The sequence below is a fragment of the Variovorax sp. KBW07 genome, assembly GCF_003852515.1.
Classification (GTDB): domain Bacteria; phylum Pseudomonadota; class Gammaproteobacteria; order Burkholderiales; family Burkholderiaceae_C; genus Variovorax.
Genome location: NZ_QAJK01000060.1, coordinates 60,483 through 76,404 on the forward strand (window position 1 = coordinate 60,483; position 15,922 = coordinate 76,404).

The following is a 15,922-nucleotide window of genomic DNA, read 5'->3' on the forward strand; positions in this document are numbered from 1 at the left end:
CGGAGAACCCACGATGAACGCCCCCCTGCACCGCGAAATGCCCGCAGGTACGCTCGATGCCGAGCGCGCCCTTTCCGACGTCACCGCCCGATGGGACGGCGACATCGTCAAGCAACTTACCGACTACATCGCCATTCCTTCCAAGTCGCCCGGCTTCGACAAGGACTGGGCCGCCAACGGCTACCTGGAGACCGTGCTGCGCAACGCCGCGGCCTGGGTCGAGGCGCAGAAGGTCGAGGGCCTGAAGCTGGAGATCGTGCGCCTGGAAGGCCGCACGCCGGTGCTGTTCTTCGAAGTGCCGGCCACCGGCACCGACATGGACGAGACCGTGCTGATGTACGGCCACCTGGACAAGCAACCCGAGTTCACCGGCTGGCGCAACGACCTCGGCCCGTGGACGCCCAAGTACGAGAACGGCCTGCTCTACGGCCGCGGCGGCGCCGACGACGGCTATGCCGTGTACGCCAGCGTGGCCGCGCTGCAGGCGCTCAAGGCCCAGGGCGTGGCGCATCCGCGCATCGTCGGCCTGATCGAGACCTGCGAGGAAAGCGGCTCCTACGACCTGCTGCCGTATGTCGACGCGCTGCGTCCGCGCCTGGGCAATGTCGAGCTGGTGATCTGCCTCGACTCCGGCGCCGGCAACTACGACCAGCTGTGGCTCACCACGTCGCTGCGCGGCATGGCCAGCGGCACGCTCAAGGTCGAAGTGCTGACCGAAGGCATCCACTCGGGCGATGCCTCGGGCCTCGTGCCCTCGAGCTTCCGCATCATGCGGCAGGTGCTCGACCGCCTCGAAGACAGCGCCACCGGCCGCCTGCTGCCCGCGAGCTTCCATTGCGAAGTGCCGGCCGACCGGCTGGCGCAGGCCAAGGCCACCGCCGCCATCCTCGGCGAAGAGGTCTACAAGCGTTTTCCGTGGGCGCACTACGACTGCGGCGGCTCGACCATGTTCGCGCTGCCGACCACCACCGACCCGGTGGAAGCGCTGCTCAACCGCACCTGGAAGCCCACGCTGTCGGTGACCGGCGCCGAAGGCTTTCCGGCACTGAAGGACGCGGGCAACGTGCTGCGCCCCTACACCGCCTTCAAGCTTTCGCTGCGCCTGCCGCCGCTGGTCGATGCGGCCGAGACGGTGCAAAAGCTCAAGGCCCTGCTCGAAGACAACGCGCCCTACCAGGCCCGCGTGACCTTCGAAAGCGGCGGCGGCGCCACCGGCTGGAACGCCCCGACCATCACGCCGTGGTTCGAGAACGCGCTCAACAAGGCTTCGCAGGCGCACTTCGGCGCGTCCTGCGGCTACATCGGCCAGGGCGGCACCATCCCGCTCATGAACATGCTCAGCGCGGGCTTCCCCAAGGCGCAGATGATGGTCTGCGGCGTGCTCGGCCCGAAGAGCAACGCGCACGGCCCGAACGAGTTCCTGCACGTGCCCTACGCCAAGAAGCTGACGGCCGCCGTGGCCGAAGTGATTGCCGCGCTTCCGGCCGCGCACCGCGCCGCCGCTGCGGAGCCCGTCGCGGCTTGAGCGAGCTCTCCGAGCCACTGCCGTTGCCGCAGCGCGTGTCGCTGTCCACGCCGGACGGCGAAACGCTGGCGTTGCGCCGCCTGCCGGCGCCCGGCAAGCCGCGCGCGGTGGTGGTCGTGGTGCACGGCCTCGGCGAGCATGCCGGCCGCTATCACGCGCTGGCCGAAGACCTGCACGAATGGGGTTTTGCGGTCTGGGCGCACGACCACCATGGCCACGGTGAATCGACCGGTGCGCGCGGCGGCCTGCCGAGCGAGTTGCGGCTGGTGGACGACCTTGCATTGGTGATCGACGACGCACGCAGCCAGAACCCCGGGCTTGCGCTCGTGCTGCTGGGCCACAGCCTCGGCGGACTGGTCGCGGCGAGCCTGGTGGGGCGTGGCGTGCGGCCGGTCGACGGGCTGGTGCTGTCGTCGCCGGGGCTCGACCCGGGCCTGAACGGTGTCCAGAAGGCGCTGCTCGCGGTGCTGCCGCGCATCGCACCGAACCTGCGCGTCGGCAACGGGCTCGACGACAACTACCTCTCGCACGATGCGGCCGTGGTGCAGGCCTACCGCGACGATCCGCTCACGCACGACCGCATTGGCAGCCGGCTGGCGCGCTTCCTCGCGTACGAGGGCGCTTCGGTGCAGCAGCGCGCCGCCGACTGGCCGGTGCCCACGCTGCTTCTGTATGCGGGCGACGACCGCCTGGTGGTGCCTGCTGCGAGCCGCGCGTTCGCGGCAGCAGCGGCGCCCAGCGGCATGGTCGAAGCGCATTGCTTCGAATCGCTGTACCACGAGATCTTCAACGAGCTGGAGGCAGAGCCTGTGTTCACGGCCTTGCGGCGCTGGCTCGACCGGCGCTTTCCGCCGGCCTGAATCGCCACGCGAGCCCCGAGGCTCAGGCGCCGGCCGCAGCGGCGGCCCGCTGCTTGCGCGCCAGCCAGATCAATGCGATGCCGGTCAGCGCCACCGGCACCAGCGAGCCATAGTTGAGCAACTGCCAGCCCTGGGTCGTGACCAGCACGCCCGAGGCGAACGAGGTCAGCGCCAGCGTGGCGAACACGCAGAAGTTGAGCGCGCCCTGCGCCCGGTCGCGCTCTTCGGGCGTGTAGGCCGTGAGCGACAGCGTCGTGCTGCCGGTGAACAGAAAATTCCAGCCTACGCCCAACAGGCACAGCGCCACGATGAAGTGATGCAACTCGACGCCCGACAGCGCGACCGCGATGCACCCGAGGTTGAGCGCCAGCCCCACGCCCATCACCGGCAACGCGCCGAAGCGGCGGATCAGGTGGCCGGTGAAGAAGCCCGGCGCGAACATGCCGATCACGTGCCATTCGAGCACCAGCGCGGCGTCGGAAAAAGGCAGGCTGCACAGCTGCATCGCAATCGGCGTGGCCGCCATCAGCAGGTTCATCACGCCATAGCCCAGTGCGCCCGAGGCGGCCGCCACGATGAACACCGGCTGCCGCATGATCTCGCGCAACGGCCGGCCGCCCGCCGATTCCTTGCGCGTCGGGGCCGCGGGGAATTCGATGAAGTGCATCACCGCCATCGACAGCAGCGCCACCGCGGCCAGCGCGATGTACGCGCCCGCGAACGGCACCGGGAAGAGCTCGCGCGTGACGGTCGCCAGGTTGGGTCCCGCGACCGCGCCGATCAGTCCGCCCGCCATCACCATCGAGACGGCTTTCTCGCGCCAGGCCGGTGCCGCGAGCTCGGCCGCGGCGAAGCGGTAGAGCCCGGCATTGGCGTTGTAGTAGCCCGCGACCACCGTGGCGAAGCACAGCAGCCAGAAGTTCTTCGAAGCCGCGGCGTAAGCGCACAGCAGCGCCGACGCCACGGCCACCGCCAGCCCGATCTGGAACGAGCCGCGGCGGCCGAAGCGCTGCTGCGTGCGCGCCACCAGCCCGGTGGAAAGCGCGCCGCCCACCACATAGCCCATGACCGGCAGCGTCGCCATCCAGCCGCGCGGCGCGATGCCGAGGCCGACCAGCCCGTTGATGGCAATGAAGGTGACGTTGTTCGTCAGCAGCAGGCCCTGGCAGATGGCCAGCAGCCAGAGGTTGCGGTTCATGGCGCGGCAGCCCGGACCACGCGGTTCAGGTCGCGTTCGATTTCGCTGAGCGCGATGGGCGCGAGTTCGCCCAGGGTGGCGTCGGTGCCTTCGAGCACCACGGCGCTCACGGTCTGCAGTTCGTTCGCACCCGGGCCGTCTTGAATGAACCAGCCTTCTTCGAGCTGCAGGCAGATCCGTCGTCCGCCGGCCACGGGCTTGCTGAAGCTGTTGACCATGCCGCCGTCACCGACCCCGCGTTGCCAGCCGCGTGTTTCCAGCCCGAGCAGGCCGGCATTCGACACGGCCCGGCCGGCCCAGTGGTCGAGCCCCCGGCGCGCGCGTTGCGCGTCGTCGAGCGTGAAGGTTTCTCGCATCAGTTGTTCGAAGGGTTGCATGAGTTCGTAGTCGGCCAGCACCGACGCCCATGCGCCCGCCAGCGAGGGATCGAGGGCCGCCAGTTCCAGCGGGTGCGGGATGCCGATGCGCGAGGCTTCGGGCAGCGTGAAGGCGTCGTCCCGCAGGTCGGTCAGCTCGCCCTCGGCGTTGACCCGGAAGGTGTCTTCCAGCCGGCCTTGTGCGTCGAACAGGCCCCAGACCAGCGGCCGGCTGAAGACGCGCAGCACCGGGTGGTTGGCGAAGAAGGGAGTGAATTCATCGGCCTCCCAGCGGCGCTGCCCGCACATCGCGGTTTCGAGCCGCTTGAGCTGCGCGCCGGCGACGGTCTTCGCAAGCTTGCGCAGCTCCTTGAGTTGCGTGGTTGCGGCGGCGGCCTTGCCGGCGTCGTCGCTGGCGTTCGGCTTGGGCAGCGTCTTCAGCAGCTTGCCGGCGCCGTCGTGCAGCACGGGCTGGAAGTTGTCGTCCATGCGCACCTCGAAGCTGCGCGCGCCGAAGTCGAGCGACAGGCGGGCGCGTGCGTCCAGGCCCAGGTCGGGCACGGTGCGGTCGGCCAGCTGTTCCAGGCTCAGGCCGCGCTGCTCGGCCACCTCGCCGAGCATGCGGTCGGCCCGGGTGCGCAGGTCGTCGTAGCGCGTTTGCCGGGCCAGCTCGCTCAGGTGCATCAGGGCCGCGTCGCTGCCGATCTCGCCGAGCATTGCCAGCGCGTCGTAGGCCCGCACGCGGTCGAGCGCGGCGCGCCACTGGCGCAGCAGGCCGTGCAGCTGGCGCGCGGTTTCGTCGTCGCCGAAGCGGCCCTGCAGCGCGAAGGCCCAGCGCTCCTTGCTGGGGCGGCCGTTGCCGACCCACCATGCCAGGAGCGCGCGGCCGAAGCGGGCGAAGGAGTCGGGCGCCAGCGCGGCCAGAAGCGATGCCAGGCCTGGATAGGGCGCATCGGATTTGCTCAGCATCATCGCCATCAGCACGTCGGGCAGCACCGCTTGCGGCAGCGCGTGGCCGCTGTCTTTCAGCACCAGGCGCGGCAGCGTGGCCAGCGGCAGAGCCTTGGGCACGGCGGGCAGGCTGTCGGGCAACAGGTCTTCGGGGGCGATGGACAGCAGCAGTTCGACGGCGCCGGCTGCCTGTGCGCCGTAGGCTTCGGCTTGCGCGCGCACCTTGCCGGCATGGCCTGCGGCGTGCAGCCAGCGTAGCGCGGCCCGGGCGGCGTCGCGCGCTGCGCCGGGCTCGCCCAACGCGGCGGGAACGAGTCCGCGAGCGGCGGTTTCGGGATAGCGGGCGAGCCAGTCGCCGGCTTCGCGCCGCACCCAGCGGTTGGTGTGGAAACCCTTCGCAACCCAGTGGGCAAGCGAGTCCCATTCGATGACCGAGACCAGCTCGAACATCGAGCGCGCGCCCTGCTTCAGGTAGGGCGGCAAGCCCGCCAAGGCGGCGGTGCCGAAGTGATAGAGGATGGGGCGCAGGCGCGAGGCATCGTCCAGGTAATGGCGCTCCTGCGGCATGTGCGTGAACACCGAAACGGCCACGGAGGCAGGCAGGTCCCAGAGAAAGTCGGAGTGTCCCCACGTGCCGGCCGGCGGCTCGACGAAGTCTTCCGGTGCGATGCTGCCGCCGTTCATTGCGGGTTCGATGGCCTCGGGCCGCAGGCCCATCATCCACAGGGCCTTGCGTGGACGGTCCCAGTCCTGCCACTGCGGCGGCAACTGCTGAGATTGCGGCTGGGACGGCATGGCCGCCTGGCGTCGCGCGAACTCTTCGATCCGCCTGCCAGCGTCTTCGCGCCGGGAGGCGACGCCCTGCTTCAGCCAGTCGTCGACGCTGCCATTCGCACGTGTTGCACGAATCTCCGGTGTCAGCGGGTAATCGTCCCAGTGCAGCACGGCGGGCTCGCACACAGGCTGCAGTGCCAGCATCGGAATCGCCGGCAGCGCCTGGCGGTTCTTCCATGGCGGATGGCGCAGGAAAGCGGGCCATTCTTCCGGCGCGGCATCGGCCAATCCTTCGGCGCTGTCTTCCTGCAGGCGTTCGAGCGTCTTGCGCTGGGCGTCGTCGCAGGCCGCTTCCAGCGGCGCCTGCCATTCGGGGTTCGCGGCCAGCAGTTCCTGCACCAGCGCGGCGCCGGCCTGGTGGCGTGCGGGGTTGGCGGACAACAGTTCGCGCAGCACGAACAGAGGCCAGCGGCTTGCCTGTTTGATCAGCGCGTTCTTGCAGTCGAAGTGCTTGACCTGGGTAACGAGAAAACGCACGACCGCGGCATCGTGGATGGCCAGCAGGTCGGCAATCGCTTCCTTGCGCGGCGCGGGCTGGATGAAGAACAGTTCCATCGCGTCGAGGCCGTGCATCTCGAGCATGCGCAGCCGTGCGGAGCGTTGCTGCCACGACGCAAGGTAGTGGCGCCGGAAGAAGTCGAGGCTGTCGGCCAGGCTGCGTCCGGCAGGGGCCAGGAGCGCGCCGCCGCAGGTGCGGCAGGGGTGGTCCTTGAATTCCGCGAGTTCCTCGCGCATCGCCTTGGACCAGCGGACCGTGCCGTCGGGCTGCGCGCCCAGACCGTCGTCCTGTTTCGACTTGCGACTCCCCGCCATGCCGTCCCCTTGAATTGATGCGAGCGGGATTGTCGGCCAATCGACGCTCTCGACGTGTGCCGGAGCGGGCAAAAAAAAGCGCCCTCGCGGGCGCCGGAATTCCTGATGACGAAAGACCGTGGGGTCTCAGGGCTGCTTGCCTTGCAACAGGCCGCTGAGCGAGCCCAGCAGGTCGTCGTGGTTGCCCAGGCCCTGGTCGGGCACCTTGCCATGCGGCGTGAGCTGGTCGATGAGCGCGGGCAGCATGGTGGCGAGCATCGGCAGCAGCGTCTGCGCGTTGATGCCGAGCTTGGCCGCGATGCTGGCGATGGTGTCGCTGCCCAGCGCGTTTTGCAGCTGGTCGCCCGATACCGGCTGGTTTTCACCCTTGCCGATCCAGGAGTTGACGACATTGCCCAGGCCAGCCTGCTCGAACTTCGAGACCAGGCCGCCGAGGCCGCCCTGACTGCCGTTGTTGGCGAGCAGGCCACCCAGCGCGCCAGCCAGGCCGCCGAGGTCGCCCAGACCCCCGAGGCCTCCGCCTTGCGGCTGTTGTTGCGCAGCGCCGCCTCCCAGCACTTGACCGAGTACCGAATCGAGCAATCCCATGGCGTTTCCTTGGTGTGTGACAGAACCGCCGGCATTTTGCGACGCCGCGGACCGTAAGCAGAAAGTGGTGCTCCCACTTTCAAACTGGCATCGTGACAAATTACTTGGAGCGCGCAGCCCGTTTGGGAAGCAATGCGGGATTGACCCCTTGCACGCCCACCAAGCCCAGCACGGTGACCAGCGAATTCTGCGCGCCTTTCCATGCATCTGTCACGTCGATCGATTCGCTCAGGGCGTGGAAGCCGGAGGCCTTGCCGCCGCCGCCCACGATGATCGCCGGAATGCCCAGCGAGATCGGCACGTTGGCATCGGTGCTGCCGCCGCGCAGCAGGGTCTTGTGGCCGAAGGCGGTGTTGGAGCGCGTGGCGGCCTCCACGATCACCGAGTCGGGCGGCGTGCGGCCGCCGGGGCGGTCGCCGATGAGCTTGGTGCTCACGCTCAGCGTGTTCACGTTCCAGCGCTTGTTTTCTTCCACCACGGCTTCGTCGATGGCGGCCAGGATCTTCTTCTCGGTCTCCAGCAGCGAGCCCATGTCGTCCGAGCGGATGTCGATGGCCATGCGCGCGTCGGGCGCGATGGTGTTGACCGAGGTGCCGCCGCCCACGGTGCCGACGGTGAATGTGGTCTTGGGAAAGCTCGGCGTACGGATCTCGGAGATCTTCGCGATGGCACGGCCCATGCCGTGGATGGCGCTGGGCACCTGGCCGAAGGCGCCGAAGCTGTGGCCGCCCGGGCCCTGGAACGTGACCTCGTAGCGGTGGCTCGCGGTGCCGAGCATCAGCACCGCGCCGGGCGGGGACGGCTCCAGCCCCACCATGCCGTCGATGTCGGGGTGGTCGCGAAAGATCGCCTTCATGCCGCGCAGGTTGCCCAACTCTTCCTCGCCCACGTTGCCGACGATCATCAGGTCGCCCACGGTCTGGACCTTGTTGTCATTGAGCACCTTGAGCCACGACAGCAGCACGGCGAGCCCGCGCGTGTCGTCGGCGATGCCGGGCGCGTAGAGCCTGCCGTCGCGCTCTTTTACCTTCACGTCGGTGCCGGCGGGAAATACGGTGTCGAGATGGGCCGAGATCAGCAGCTTGGGCCCGTTGCCTGTGCCCTTGCGCAGGCCGATCACGTTGCCTTCGGCGTCGATCTTCGCGTTCGTCAGGCCGAGCGCCTTCATGCGTGCAAGAAAGGCTTCGGCGCGCTTGTGTTCCTTGAACGGCGGCGCCTCGATCTCGGTGAGCATCTTCAGGTCTTCGACCGAGCGCTCGTGGTCGGCCTTGACCGCGTCCAGCAGCTTCTGGATGGCGGGTGACGCCATCAGCTGGGTGAAGGCCTTGTCGACCTCCGGGCTGACCTGCGCGGGCGCGGGTGCGACGGCCGGATTCTGGGCGTGAGCGCCCTGCGCCACGCAAAGGGCGGCAAGAACGAGAGGCGCGAGGCGCAGCGCGGCGGGCAAACGGGGCATGGCGCAAAAGTCCTTCTTTTGTCTTAATTGGGTAACGATTGTTTCCCAAGCCTTCCGCGTGCGCGTCGCGGAAAACACCCGCTTTTCGCCTCTTCCTCGCCCGATTGCTTTTCCCTCTTTCCGCCTTTTTCTAGAGCCCGGCGAGCGACACGAGTGCGGCCAGGGCCGCGGTTTCGGCGCGCAGCACCCGTGTGCCGAGCGTGACCGGTGCAAAGCCGCGGGCAATGGCCTCCTGCTCTTCGGCGCCGCTCAGCCCGCCTTCCGGGCCGCTGAGCACGCGCACGCCGCGGGCGTCCGGCGCGATGCCGGCAATCTGGCGCGTGCCTTCGGCCAGGCTCAGGATGAGGCGCGTGACCGTCTCCTGGGCACCGCCTTGTGCGTCGTCGATCCAGCCCGAGCCGCCCGAGAAGGAGCGCACCGGATGGATCACCGGCACGCGGTTGCGGCCGCATTGTTCGCAGGCCGCGACGGCAATGGCCTCCCAGTGCGCGCGCTTCTTTTCGGCCCGCTCGCCCGACAGGCGCAGCACACCATGGGCGGTGGCCAGCGGCTGGATGCTCGCCACGCCCAGCTCGGTGGCTTTCTCGACCAGCCAGTCCATGCGCTCGTTGGCCGGCATGCCGACGGCGAGGTGCACGGCGCGCGGCGCTTCGCGCTCCACCGCCAGGTGGTCGCCGACCATCACCGAGACATCGCTGCGGCCCATGCGCTCGACGGTGGCCGCGTACTCGCCGCCCGCGCCGTCGAACAGGGTGAGCGCGTCGCCCGGCTGCATCCGCAGCACCTGCACATGGCGCGCGGCACCGGCCGGCAGCGCCAGGCTGGCGCCGGCGGTCAGCGGAATGGAACAGTGAAAACGGGGCATGCGATGGAATGGGGAGCGGGGGACGACCGTTGTATGGGCGTCACAGCCCCTTCGCTTTTCAGCTTTCCTTCAGACACGGCCGTAGGCGAAGCCGGTGAGCGCCGAAGTGCCCTCGATTTCGTCGATCACGCGCACCAGGGGCGTGAGTTCCATGTAGCGGCCCGCGGTGGCGCGGATGTAGGCAATGAAGCGCGGCGTGTCGGCCAGGTAGCGGGGCTTGCCGTCGCGCAGCGTCAGGCGCGCGAAGATGCCGGCGACCTTCAGGTGTCGTTGCAGGCCCATCCATTCGACCGCCCGGTAGAAGGCGCCGAAATCTTCGTCGACCGGCAGCCCGGCCTTGCGCGCGGCCACCCAGTAGCGGATGGTGATGTCGAGCACGAATTCTTCGTCCCAGCTCAGGAAGGCGTCGCGAATCAGGCTGGCGATGTCGTAGGTGATCGGGCCGTAGACGGCGTCCTGGAAGTCGAGAACGCCCAGTGCGGGGCCGTTGCCGATCATGAGATTCCTAGGCATGAAGTCGCGGTGCACGTAGACGCTGGGCGACGCCAGGTTGCTGTCGACGATCAGCTTGAAGCTGCGCTCCAGCCGCTCCTTGAGCTTGCCTTCGACGGCGATGCCGCGGTGGCGCCCGATGTACCACTCGGGGAACAGCGCGAGTTCGCGTTCGAGCAGCGCGCGGTCATAGGGCGGCAGCACGCCGGGCTGGGAGGCCAGTTGCCAGTGGATCAGTGCATCGATCGCCTGGTCGTAGAGCGGGCGGCTGGCGTCGGGCTTGTCGGCATCGAGCACGTCCAGCATGGTCTGGTGGCCCAGGTCGTCGAGCAGCAGGAAGCCGTTGATGCGGTCCCATTCGAGCACCGTGGGCGCGAGCACGCCGGCATCGGCCATGAGCTTGGCGACCTGCACGAACGGGTTGCTGTTCTCCTTGTCGGGCGGGGCGTCCATCACGATGCGCGTGGGGGCGGCCGCGTCGGTGGTGTCGAGGCGGAAATAGCGCCGGAAGCTGGCGTCGGCCGAGGCCAGCCGGACGGTGTCAGGCAGCAGATGGTGGGCGCCGGCAATGCCGGTCAGCCAGCCCCGGAAGACTTCGGCCCGCTGTGGATCTGTCCAGTGAATGGTCTCGGCGGGGCGTGGGGCCAATGAGGCCTGGGGCTGGGGTGCTGTCATGGATAATCGATTCTACAAATCCGCCTGGCGCGGCAATCCCCTTTGGGCCGGCTTCCGGCCGAGACGGGTTGCTGCCGGCCCCTGCAACCCGCCGGCCTGCCGCGCCGTCCCCCGACGATCCTTCGTTCCGAACCGATGCCTACGATCCAACGCCCTCACGCTTGGCACCTTGTGCGCTCGCTGCCGCTCTCCCCGGGAGAGTCGCCGGCTTTCCCCGGAACGGCCAGGCGGGAAGCCTGATGAGCCGACGTGTTGCCCCGCGGCGCCCTTCCGGCCCGCCGTTGCCACTGGCCGTGCTGTCGCTGGCGCTGCTGCATGCGCTGGGCGCGTCCGCGCAGCAGCCCGCCACTGGTGGTCCAGAGGGTCCGCTCACGCTGAAGCGCACGCCGCTGCTGACGGAGATCGTGCCGCCGGCGGAACGAGGCCAGTTGCCCAGCCTCGTCACCGGCGACCGCATGTCCGGCCGGCCCGACCTGGAGACCGTGGTCGAAGGCAACGCCACGCTGCGGCGCGGCGCGCTCGGCATCACCGCCGACCGCCTCGAGTACTACCAGCCCGACGACCGCGCCAAGGCCACGGGCAATGTGCGGGTCAACCAAGGCGGCAACGTGTACGAAGGCCCCGAGCTGCAGCTCAAGCTCGAGACCTTCGAGGGCTTCTTCAACAACGTGCGGTATCACTTCCTGGCGAACGGCGCGCACGGTGAAGCCGAACGCATCGATTTCGTCGACGCCAATGTGTCGATTGCCCGGCAAGCCACCTACACCACCTGCCGCCGCGAAGATTTCCCGGGCTGGATGCCGGCGTGGCTGCTGACCGCTACCTCGATCACGACCGACACCGAAGAGGACGAGGGTGTCGCCAAGAATGCGCGGCTGAGCTTCATGGGCATCTCCACGCCGCCGATCCCGAGCGTGAGTTTTCCGCTGTCGAACGCGCGCAAGAGCGGCCTTCTGCCGCCCACCTTCGGCGTCGACAACACCAACGGCATCGAGATCGCGCAGCCGTACTACTGGAACATCGCTCCGAACCGCGACGCGACGATCACGCCGACGCTGATGACCAAGCGCGGCCTCAATCTCAGCAACGAGTTCCGCTACCTCGAAAAGGGCTACAGCGGCAGCATCCGCCTTGACCTGATGGGCAGCGACCGCCTGGTGGGCCAGCGCTACAACGAGGCGCGCGCGGCGCAGATCCAGTCCAACAGCGTGAGCTACGTTCCGCCGCCCAGCAGCAAACGCTGGGGCCTCTGGCTGAACCATCACCAGGACTTCGATGCCAAGGCGTTGGGGCTCGACTCGCTGTCGGCCACTTTCAACATCAACCGGGTCAGCGACAACAACTACTGGCGCGATTTCACGCGCACGCCGACGCTTGCGCAGCGCCAGTTGCCGAACGACGCTTCGCTCAACTGGACCAAGGGCGACTGGAGCGGTGCGATCCGCGCCCTGCGCTACCAGACGCTCCAGGCTGCCGATTCGGCCATCGTGCCGGCGTACGACCGGATGCCGCAGATCACGGCCAACTACGCCAAGTACGACTGGCACGGCTTCGACGTCTCGCTCAATACGGACTTCACGCGTTTCCGCGTCAACAGCATCCTGAGCGGCCAGCCGGGCTTCGATATCGCCCAGCAGTCGCAGCCTGATGGCGACCGTGTCTTTGCACAGGCGGCCATCAGCCGGCCGTTCATCACGCCGAGCAGTTTCGTCATTCCGAAGCTGCAGCTGCATGCGACCTCGTACAACTACTACCTGCCGCAGGCGGACATTCCGTCGCTCACGGTCAATGGCACCAAGTATGTCGGTGGCGTGCCCTACAACCCGAATTCGTTGCTCTTCTTCCCGACGTCCAGCAGCCGGACGGTACCGACCTTCAGCCTGGACAGCGGGCTGATCTTCGAGCGCGACGCCAATTATTTCGGCCGCGCTTTCCGTCAGACGCTGGAGCCGCGCGCCTACTACGTCTACACGCCGTACCGCAACCAGAGCATGCTGCCGAACTACGACTCGGCGGCCAACGACTTCAGCTTTGCGACCATCTACACCGAGAACGCCTTTTCGGGCAACGACCGCATCTCGGACACCAATGCGCTCACGCTCGGCGTGACCTCGCGCCTGATCGATCCGGGAACCGGCGTGGAAGCCATGCGCTTCGGCATCGCGCAGCGCTTCCGTTTTTCCGACCAGAAGGTCACGCTGCCCGGTGGCGTGCCGGTGACCGACCGTGCCAGCGACCTGCTGCTCGGCGCGCAAATCAACTGGACGCCGAAGTGGAGCCTGGACACCCTGGTCCAGTACAACCCCGACACGCGCCGTTCGACCCGTTCGGCCATCAGCGCGCGCTACAACCCCGAGCCCTATCGCAACCTCAGCGCAGCCTTCCGCTACCAGGCACCGAGCACGCCGACCGCGACCGACGGCAACAAGTCGATCGACGTGGGCTGGCAGTGGCCGGTCAACGACCTGTGGGGCGACAAGGGCAAGGACTTGGGGCTGGGCAAGGGCCAGGGCGGTGGACGCTGGTACACGGTCGGCCGCCTCAACTACGACCTGAAGGACAAGAAACTCACGGACGGCGTGCTCGGTTTCGAGTACGACGGCTGCTGCTGGATCGGGCGCGTGGTGCTGCAACGCATCACCACGGGCCAGGTGACGGCCAACACCCGCATCATGTTCCAGCTTGAATTTGTCGGGTTCGCCAGCGTGGGCTCGAGCCCGATGCAGGCCCTGCGGCAAAACATCCAGCGCTACCAACCCCTGCGCCAACCCGGCGAGGCACCGAGCCGCTTCACCAATTACGACTGAGACGACTGACTGAGCTAAGCCATGAAATACATCCGTTCCATCATCACCCTGGGCTGCCTCGCAGCAATGGCTGCAACGTCGGGTGCGCAGGGCTTTCGCTCTGGCGGCAGCGGCATCACGGACATCATGCGTGCCGGTCCGCGCCTTGGTCCTCCGCCGGCGCGCCCCGCCACCGCGCCTTCCGCGGCGCCGGTGCAGCGCTCGGCCGAATACATCGTCGCGCTGGTCAACTCGGAGCCGATCACCAACACCGACGTGCAGTCGCGGGTGGAGCGCCTGATCAAGGAAAACGCCGAGGCCGGGCGCGTGCCGCGCGGTGAACTCACGCGGCTCGTGCTGGAGCGCCTGATCTCCGAGCGCGCCCAATTGCAGCTGGCCAAGGAAGGCGGCATCAAGGTCGACGAGGTCGCAATCGACCAGGCCGAGCAGACCGTGGCGCGCCAGAACGAGATCAGCATGACCGAGCTGCACCGCCGCGTGGCGGCCGAAGGCATCGCGCTGGCGGATTTCCGCCGCGACCTGCGCGACCAGCTGCTGCTCACGCGCCTGCGTGACCGCGAGGTCGAGTCGAAGGTCAAGATCAGCGACGTCGAGGCCGACGAGTACCTGCGCGACCAGCGCAACGTCGTCGTCAAGAACACGGCGCTGCAAAACCTCAACATCGCACAGGTGCTCGTTGCCGTGCCCGAGAACGCCACCGAAGCCCAGGTCGTCGCCGCACAGAAGAAGGCACAAGACCTCGCGCAGCGCGCCCGCGCCGGCGAAGATTTCGCCAAGCTGGTGCGGGAGAACTCGGATTCGCCCGACCGCGCGAATGGCGGTGCCATCGGCATGCGCAGTGCCGACCGCTACCCGCCGTTGTTCGTTGAAGCCACGCAGTCGACAGAGGTCAACGGCATTGCCGGTCCCGTCCGCTCGAGCGCCGGCTTCCACGTGCTGAAGGTCCTGGCCAAGGCCCAGGTGGGCGCGGACGCGACCGTGACCCAGACGCAAGTGCGCCACATCCTGCTGCTGAACGACGGCAAGCGCACCACGGCACAGGCGGTGGCCCAGCTCGCTGAATTCAAGCGCCGCGTGGAGTCCGGCACGGCCGACTTCGCCGGCCTGGCCCGCGACAACTCGCAGGACGGCAGCGCCAAGGACGGCGGCGACCTCGGCTGGTCGCGCCCGGGCATGTTCGTGCCGGAGTTCGAAGAGGCCATGGACCGGCTCTCGCCGGGCCAGATCAGCGAACCCGTGGTGTCGCGCTTCGGTGTGCACCTGATCCAGGTGGTCGGCCGCCGCGATGCCAAGCTGAGCCAGTCCGAGCAGCGCGAAGCCGCGCGCGCGGCGCTGCGCGAGCAACGTGTCGAGGAAGCCTTCTCCACATGGGTTCAGGAAGTGCGCGCCCGCGCCTACGTCGAATACCGCGAACCGCCGCAGTCCTGATTCAATGGCACACATCGCCAGGAAGCGATTCGGGCAGCATTTCCTGTCCGACGGCGGAATCATCGACGCGATCGTCCACGAGATCGCGCCGCAACCCGGCGATGCGATGGTCGAGATCGGGCCGGGGCTCGCTGCGCTGACGCAGCCGCTGGTCGAGCGGCTCGGCCGCCTCACGGTCATCGAACTCGACCGCGACCTGGCCAAGCGCCTGCGCGAGCATCCGCAGCTCGACGTGATCGAATCCGACGTGCTGAAGGTCGATTTTGCGGAGCTTGCCACCCGGTTTCCGGCCAAGCCCCTGCGCGTGGTGGGCAACCTGCCCTACAACATTTCCACGCCCATCCTGTTCCATCTGCTGGACTACGCCCACCTGATTGCCGACCAGCACTTCATGCTGCAAAAGGAAGTGATCGACCGTATGGTGGCCAAGCCAGCCACGTCGGACTACAGCCGCCTGAGCGTGATGCTCCAGTGGCGCTACGACATGGAGAACGTGCTGTTCGTGCCGCCCGAGAGCTTCGATCCGCCCCCGCGCGTCGACAGCGCCGTGGTGCGGATGGTGCCGCTGGCGCAGCCGCCAGCGGTCGATGCGGCACGGCTCGGCGAGATCGTGCAGGTTGCCTTCAGCCAGCGCCGCAAGATCATGCGGCACACGCTGGGCAAATGGCTCGAGGCCCACGGCTTCACGGGCGAGTTCGATGCCCAGCGCCGGGCCGAAGAGGTGCCGGTGGCCGAATACGTGGCGCTGGCCCAGGCCGTTCCCTGACCCGTCCTGCCATAGGTTGACACCTATGAGGGACACAGAGCCGGCCTGTTCAAGCCGGCCAGAGACGCCCGATGGACCTCATCGGGCGTTTTCAATTTTAGGGATTGATGCGGTCGCTCCTGGTTGTAGATCTGCACGGCCTGCTGAGCCATCCGGCTGGCCTGGGCCAGATCGGCAGGCCGGTGCAGCAGGAACTCCATCTTCAGGATCCCGTTGACGCGCTCGGCCAGCGCGTTCTGGTAGCAGTCGTAGCCGTCCGTCATCGAGCAGGCGATGCCGTGGCGCCTGTGAATCTGCTGATAGTCGTT

12 protein-coding genes are annotated in these 15,922 nt (G+C 68.0%); 5 read left to right on the forward strand and 7 right to left on the reverse strand.

The annotated features are described in order from the left end of the window. Positions 1–13 precede the first annotated feature (13 nt). Together DBV14_RS14110 and DBV14_RS14115 are read left to right on the forward strand one after the other, a co-directional pair. Positions 14–1,525 (forward strand): M20 family metallopeptidase, encoded by a 1,512-nt coding sequence (locus DBV14_RS14110; RefSeq protein ID WP_124459798.1) that lies wholly within the window; start codon positions 14–16, stop codon positions 1,523–1,525. After that, on the forward strand, positions 1,522–2,385 hold the full coding sequence (locus DBV14_RS14115; RefSeq protein ID WP_124459799.1) for an alpha/beta hydrolase: 864 nt from the start codon (positions 1,522–1,524) through the stop codon (positions 2,383–2,385). Before DBV14_RS14110 ends, DBV14_RS14115 begins: the two co-directional genes overlap by 4 nt. 22 nt (positions 2,386–2,407) lie before the next feature. On the opposite strand, the gene DBV14_RS14120 is transcribed toward DBV14_RS14115, so the two are convergent. From DBV14_RS14120 to DBV14_RS14145, 6 genes are all read right to left on the reverse strand, one after another. Further along, on the reverse strand, positions 2,408–3,583 hold the full coding sequence (locus DBV14_RS14120; protein WP_124459800.1) for an MFS transporter: 1,176 nt from the start codon (positions 3,581–3,583) through the stop codon (positions 2,408–2,410). Then, positions 3,580–6,537, reverse strand: a complete 2,958-nt coding sequence (locus DBV14_RS14125; RefSeq protein ID WP_124459801.1) for a DUF4132 domain-containing protein — start codon at positions 6,535–6,537, stop codon at positions 3,580–3,582. Before DBV14_RS14125 ends, DBV14_RS14120 begins: the two co-directional genes overlap by 4 nt. Positions 6,538–6,663: 126 nt before the next feature. Further along, positions 6,664–7,332: a YidB family protein gene (locus tag DBV14_RS14130; RefSeq protein ID WP_260397025.1), complete on the reverse strand. Its 669-nt coding sequence runs from the start codon at positions 7,330–7,332 to the stop codon at positions 6,664–6,666. Beyond that, a complete protein-coding gene (locus tag DBV14_RS14135) occupies positions 7,226–8,581 on the reverse strand; it encodes a M20/M25/M40 family metallo-hydrolase (RefSeq protein WP_124459803.1) in 1,356 nt (451 codons plus the stop codon). The genes DBV14_RS14130 and DBV14_RS14135 overlap by 107 nt, the downstream gene beginning before the upstream one ends. Positions 8,582–8,711: 130 nt before the next feature. After that, the gene (locus DBV14_RS14140; protein WP_124459804.1) at positions 8,712–9,446 is read right to left on the reverse strand and encodes a 16S rRNA (uracil(1498)-N(3))-methyltransferase; all 735 of its coding nucleotides are present in this window, start codon (positions 9,444–9,446) and stop codon (positions 8,712–8,714) included. A gap of 69 nt (positions 9,447–9,515) precedes the next feature. Further along, positions 9,516–10,613 (reverse strand): aminoglycoside phosphotransferase family protein, encoded by a 1,098-nt coding sequence (locus DBV14_RS14145; protein ID WP_124459805.1) that lies wholly within the window; start codon positions 10,611–10,613, stop codon positions 9,516–9,518. Between the two features lie 239 nt (positions 10,614–10,852). Here DBV14_RS14145 and DBV14_RS14150 point away from each other — a divergent pair, with 239 nt between their 5' ends. The 3 genes from DBV14_RS14150 to rsmA are packed head-to-tail and all read left to right on the forward strand — an operon-like array spanning position 10,853 to position 15,614. After that, entirely contained in the window at positions 10,853–13,420 is a 2,568-nt protein-coding gene (locus DBV14_RS14150) for an LPS-assembly protein LptD (protein ID WP_124459806.1), read from the forward strand. Between the two features lie 21 nt (positions 13,421–13,441). After that, on the forward strand, positions 13,442–14,848 hold the full coding sequence (locus DBV14_RS14155; RefSeq protein WP_124459807.1) for a peptidylprolyl isomerase: 1,407 nt from the start codon (positions 13,442–13,444) through the stop codon (positions 14,846–14,848). A gap of 4 nt (positions 14,849–14,852) precedes the next feature. Further along, complete coding sequence (gene rsmA, locus DBV14_RS14160; RefSeq protein WP_124459808.1) at positions 14,853–15,614, forward strand: 16S rRNA (adenine(1518)-N(6)/adenine(1519)-N(6))-dimethyltransferase RsmA; 762 nt, start codon at positions 14,853–14,855, stop codon at positions 15,612–15,614. 23 nt (positions 15,615–15,637) lie between these two features. Here the strand turns inward: rsmA and DBV14_RS14165 are convergent. Beyond that, positions 15,638–15,922, reverse strand: a 285-nt coding sequence (locus DBV14_RS14165) for an integrase core domain-containing protein (protein WP_148092437.1), incomplete at its 5' end; no start/stop codon positions are given.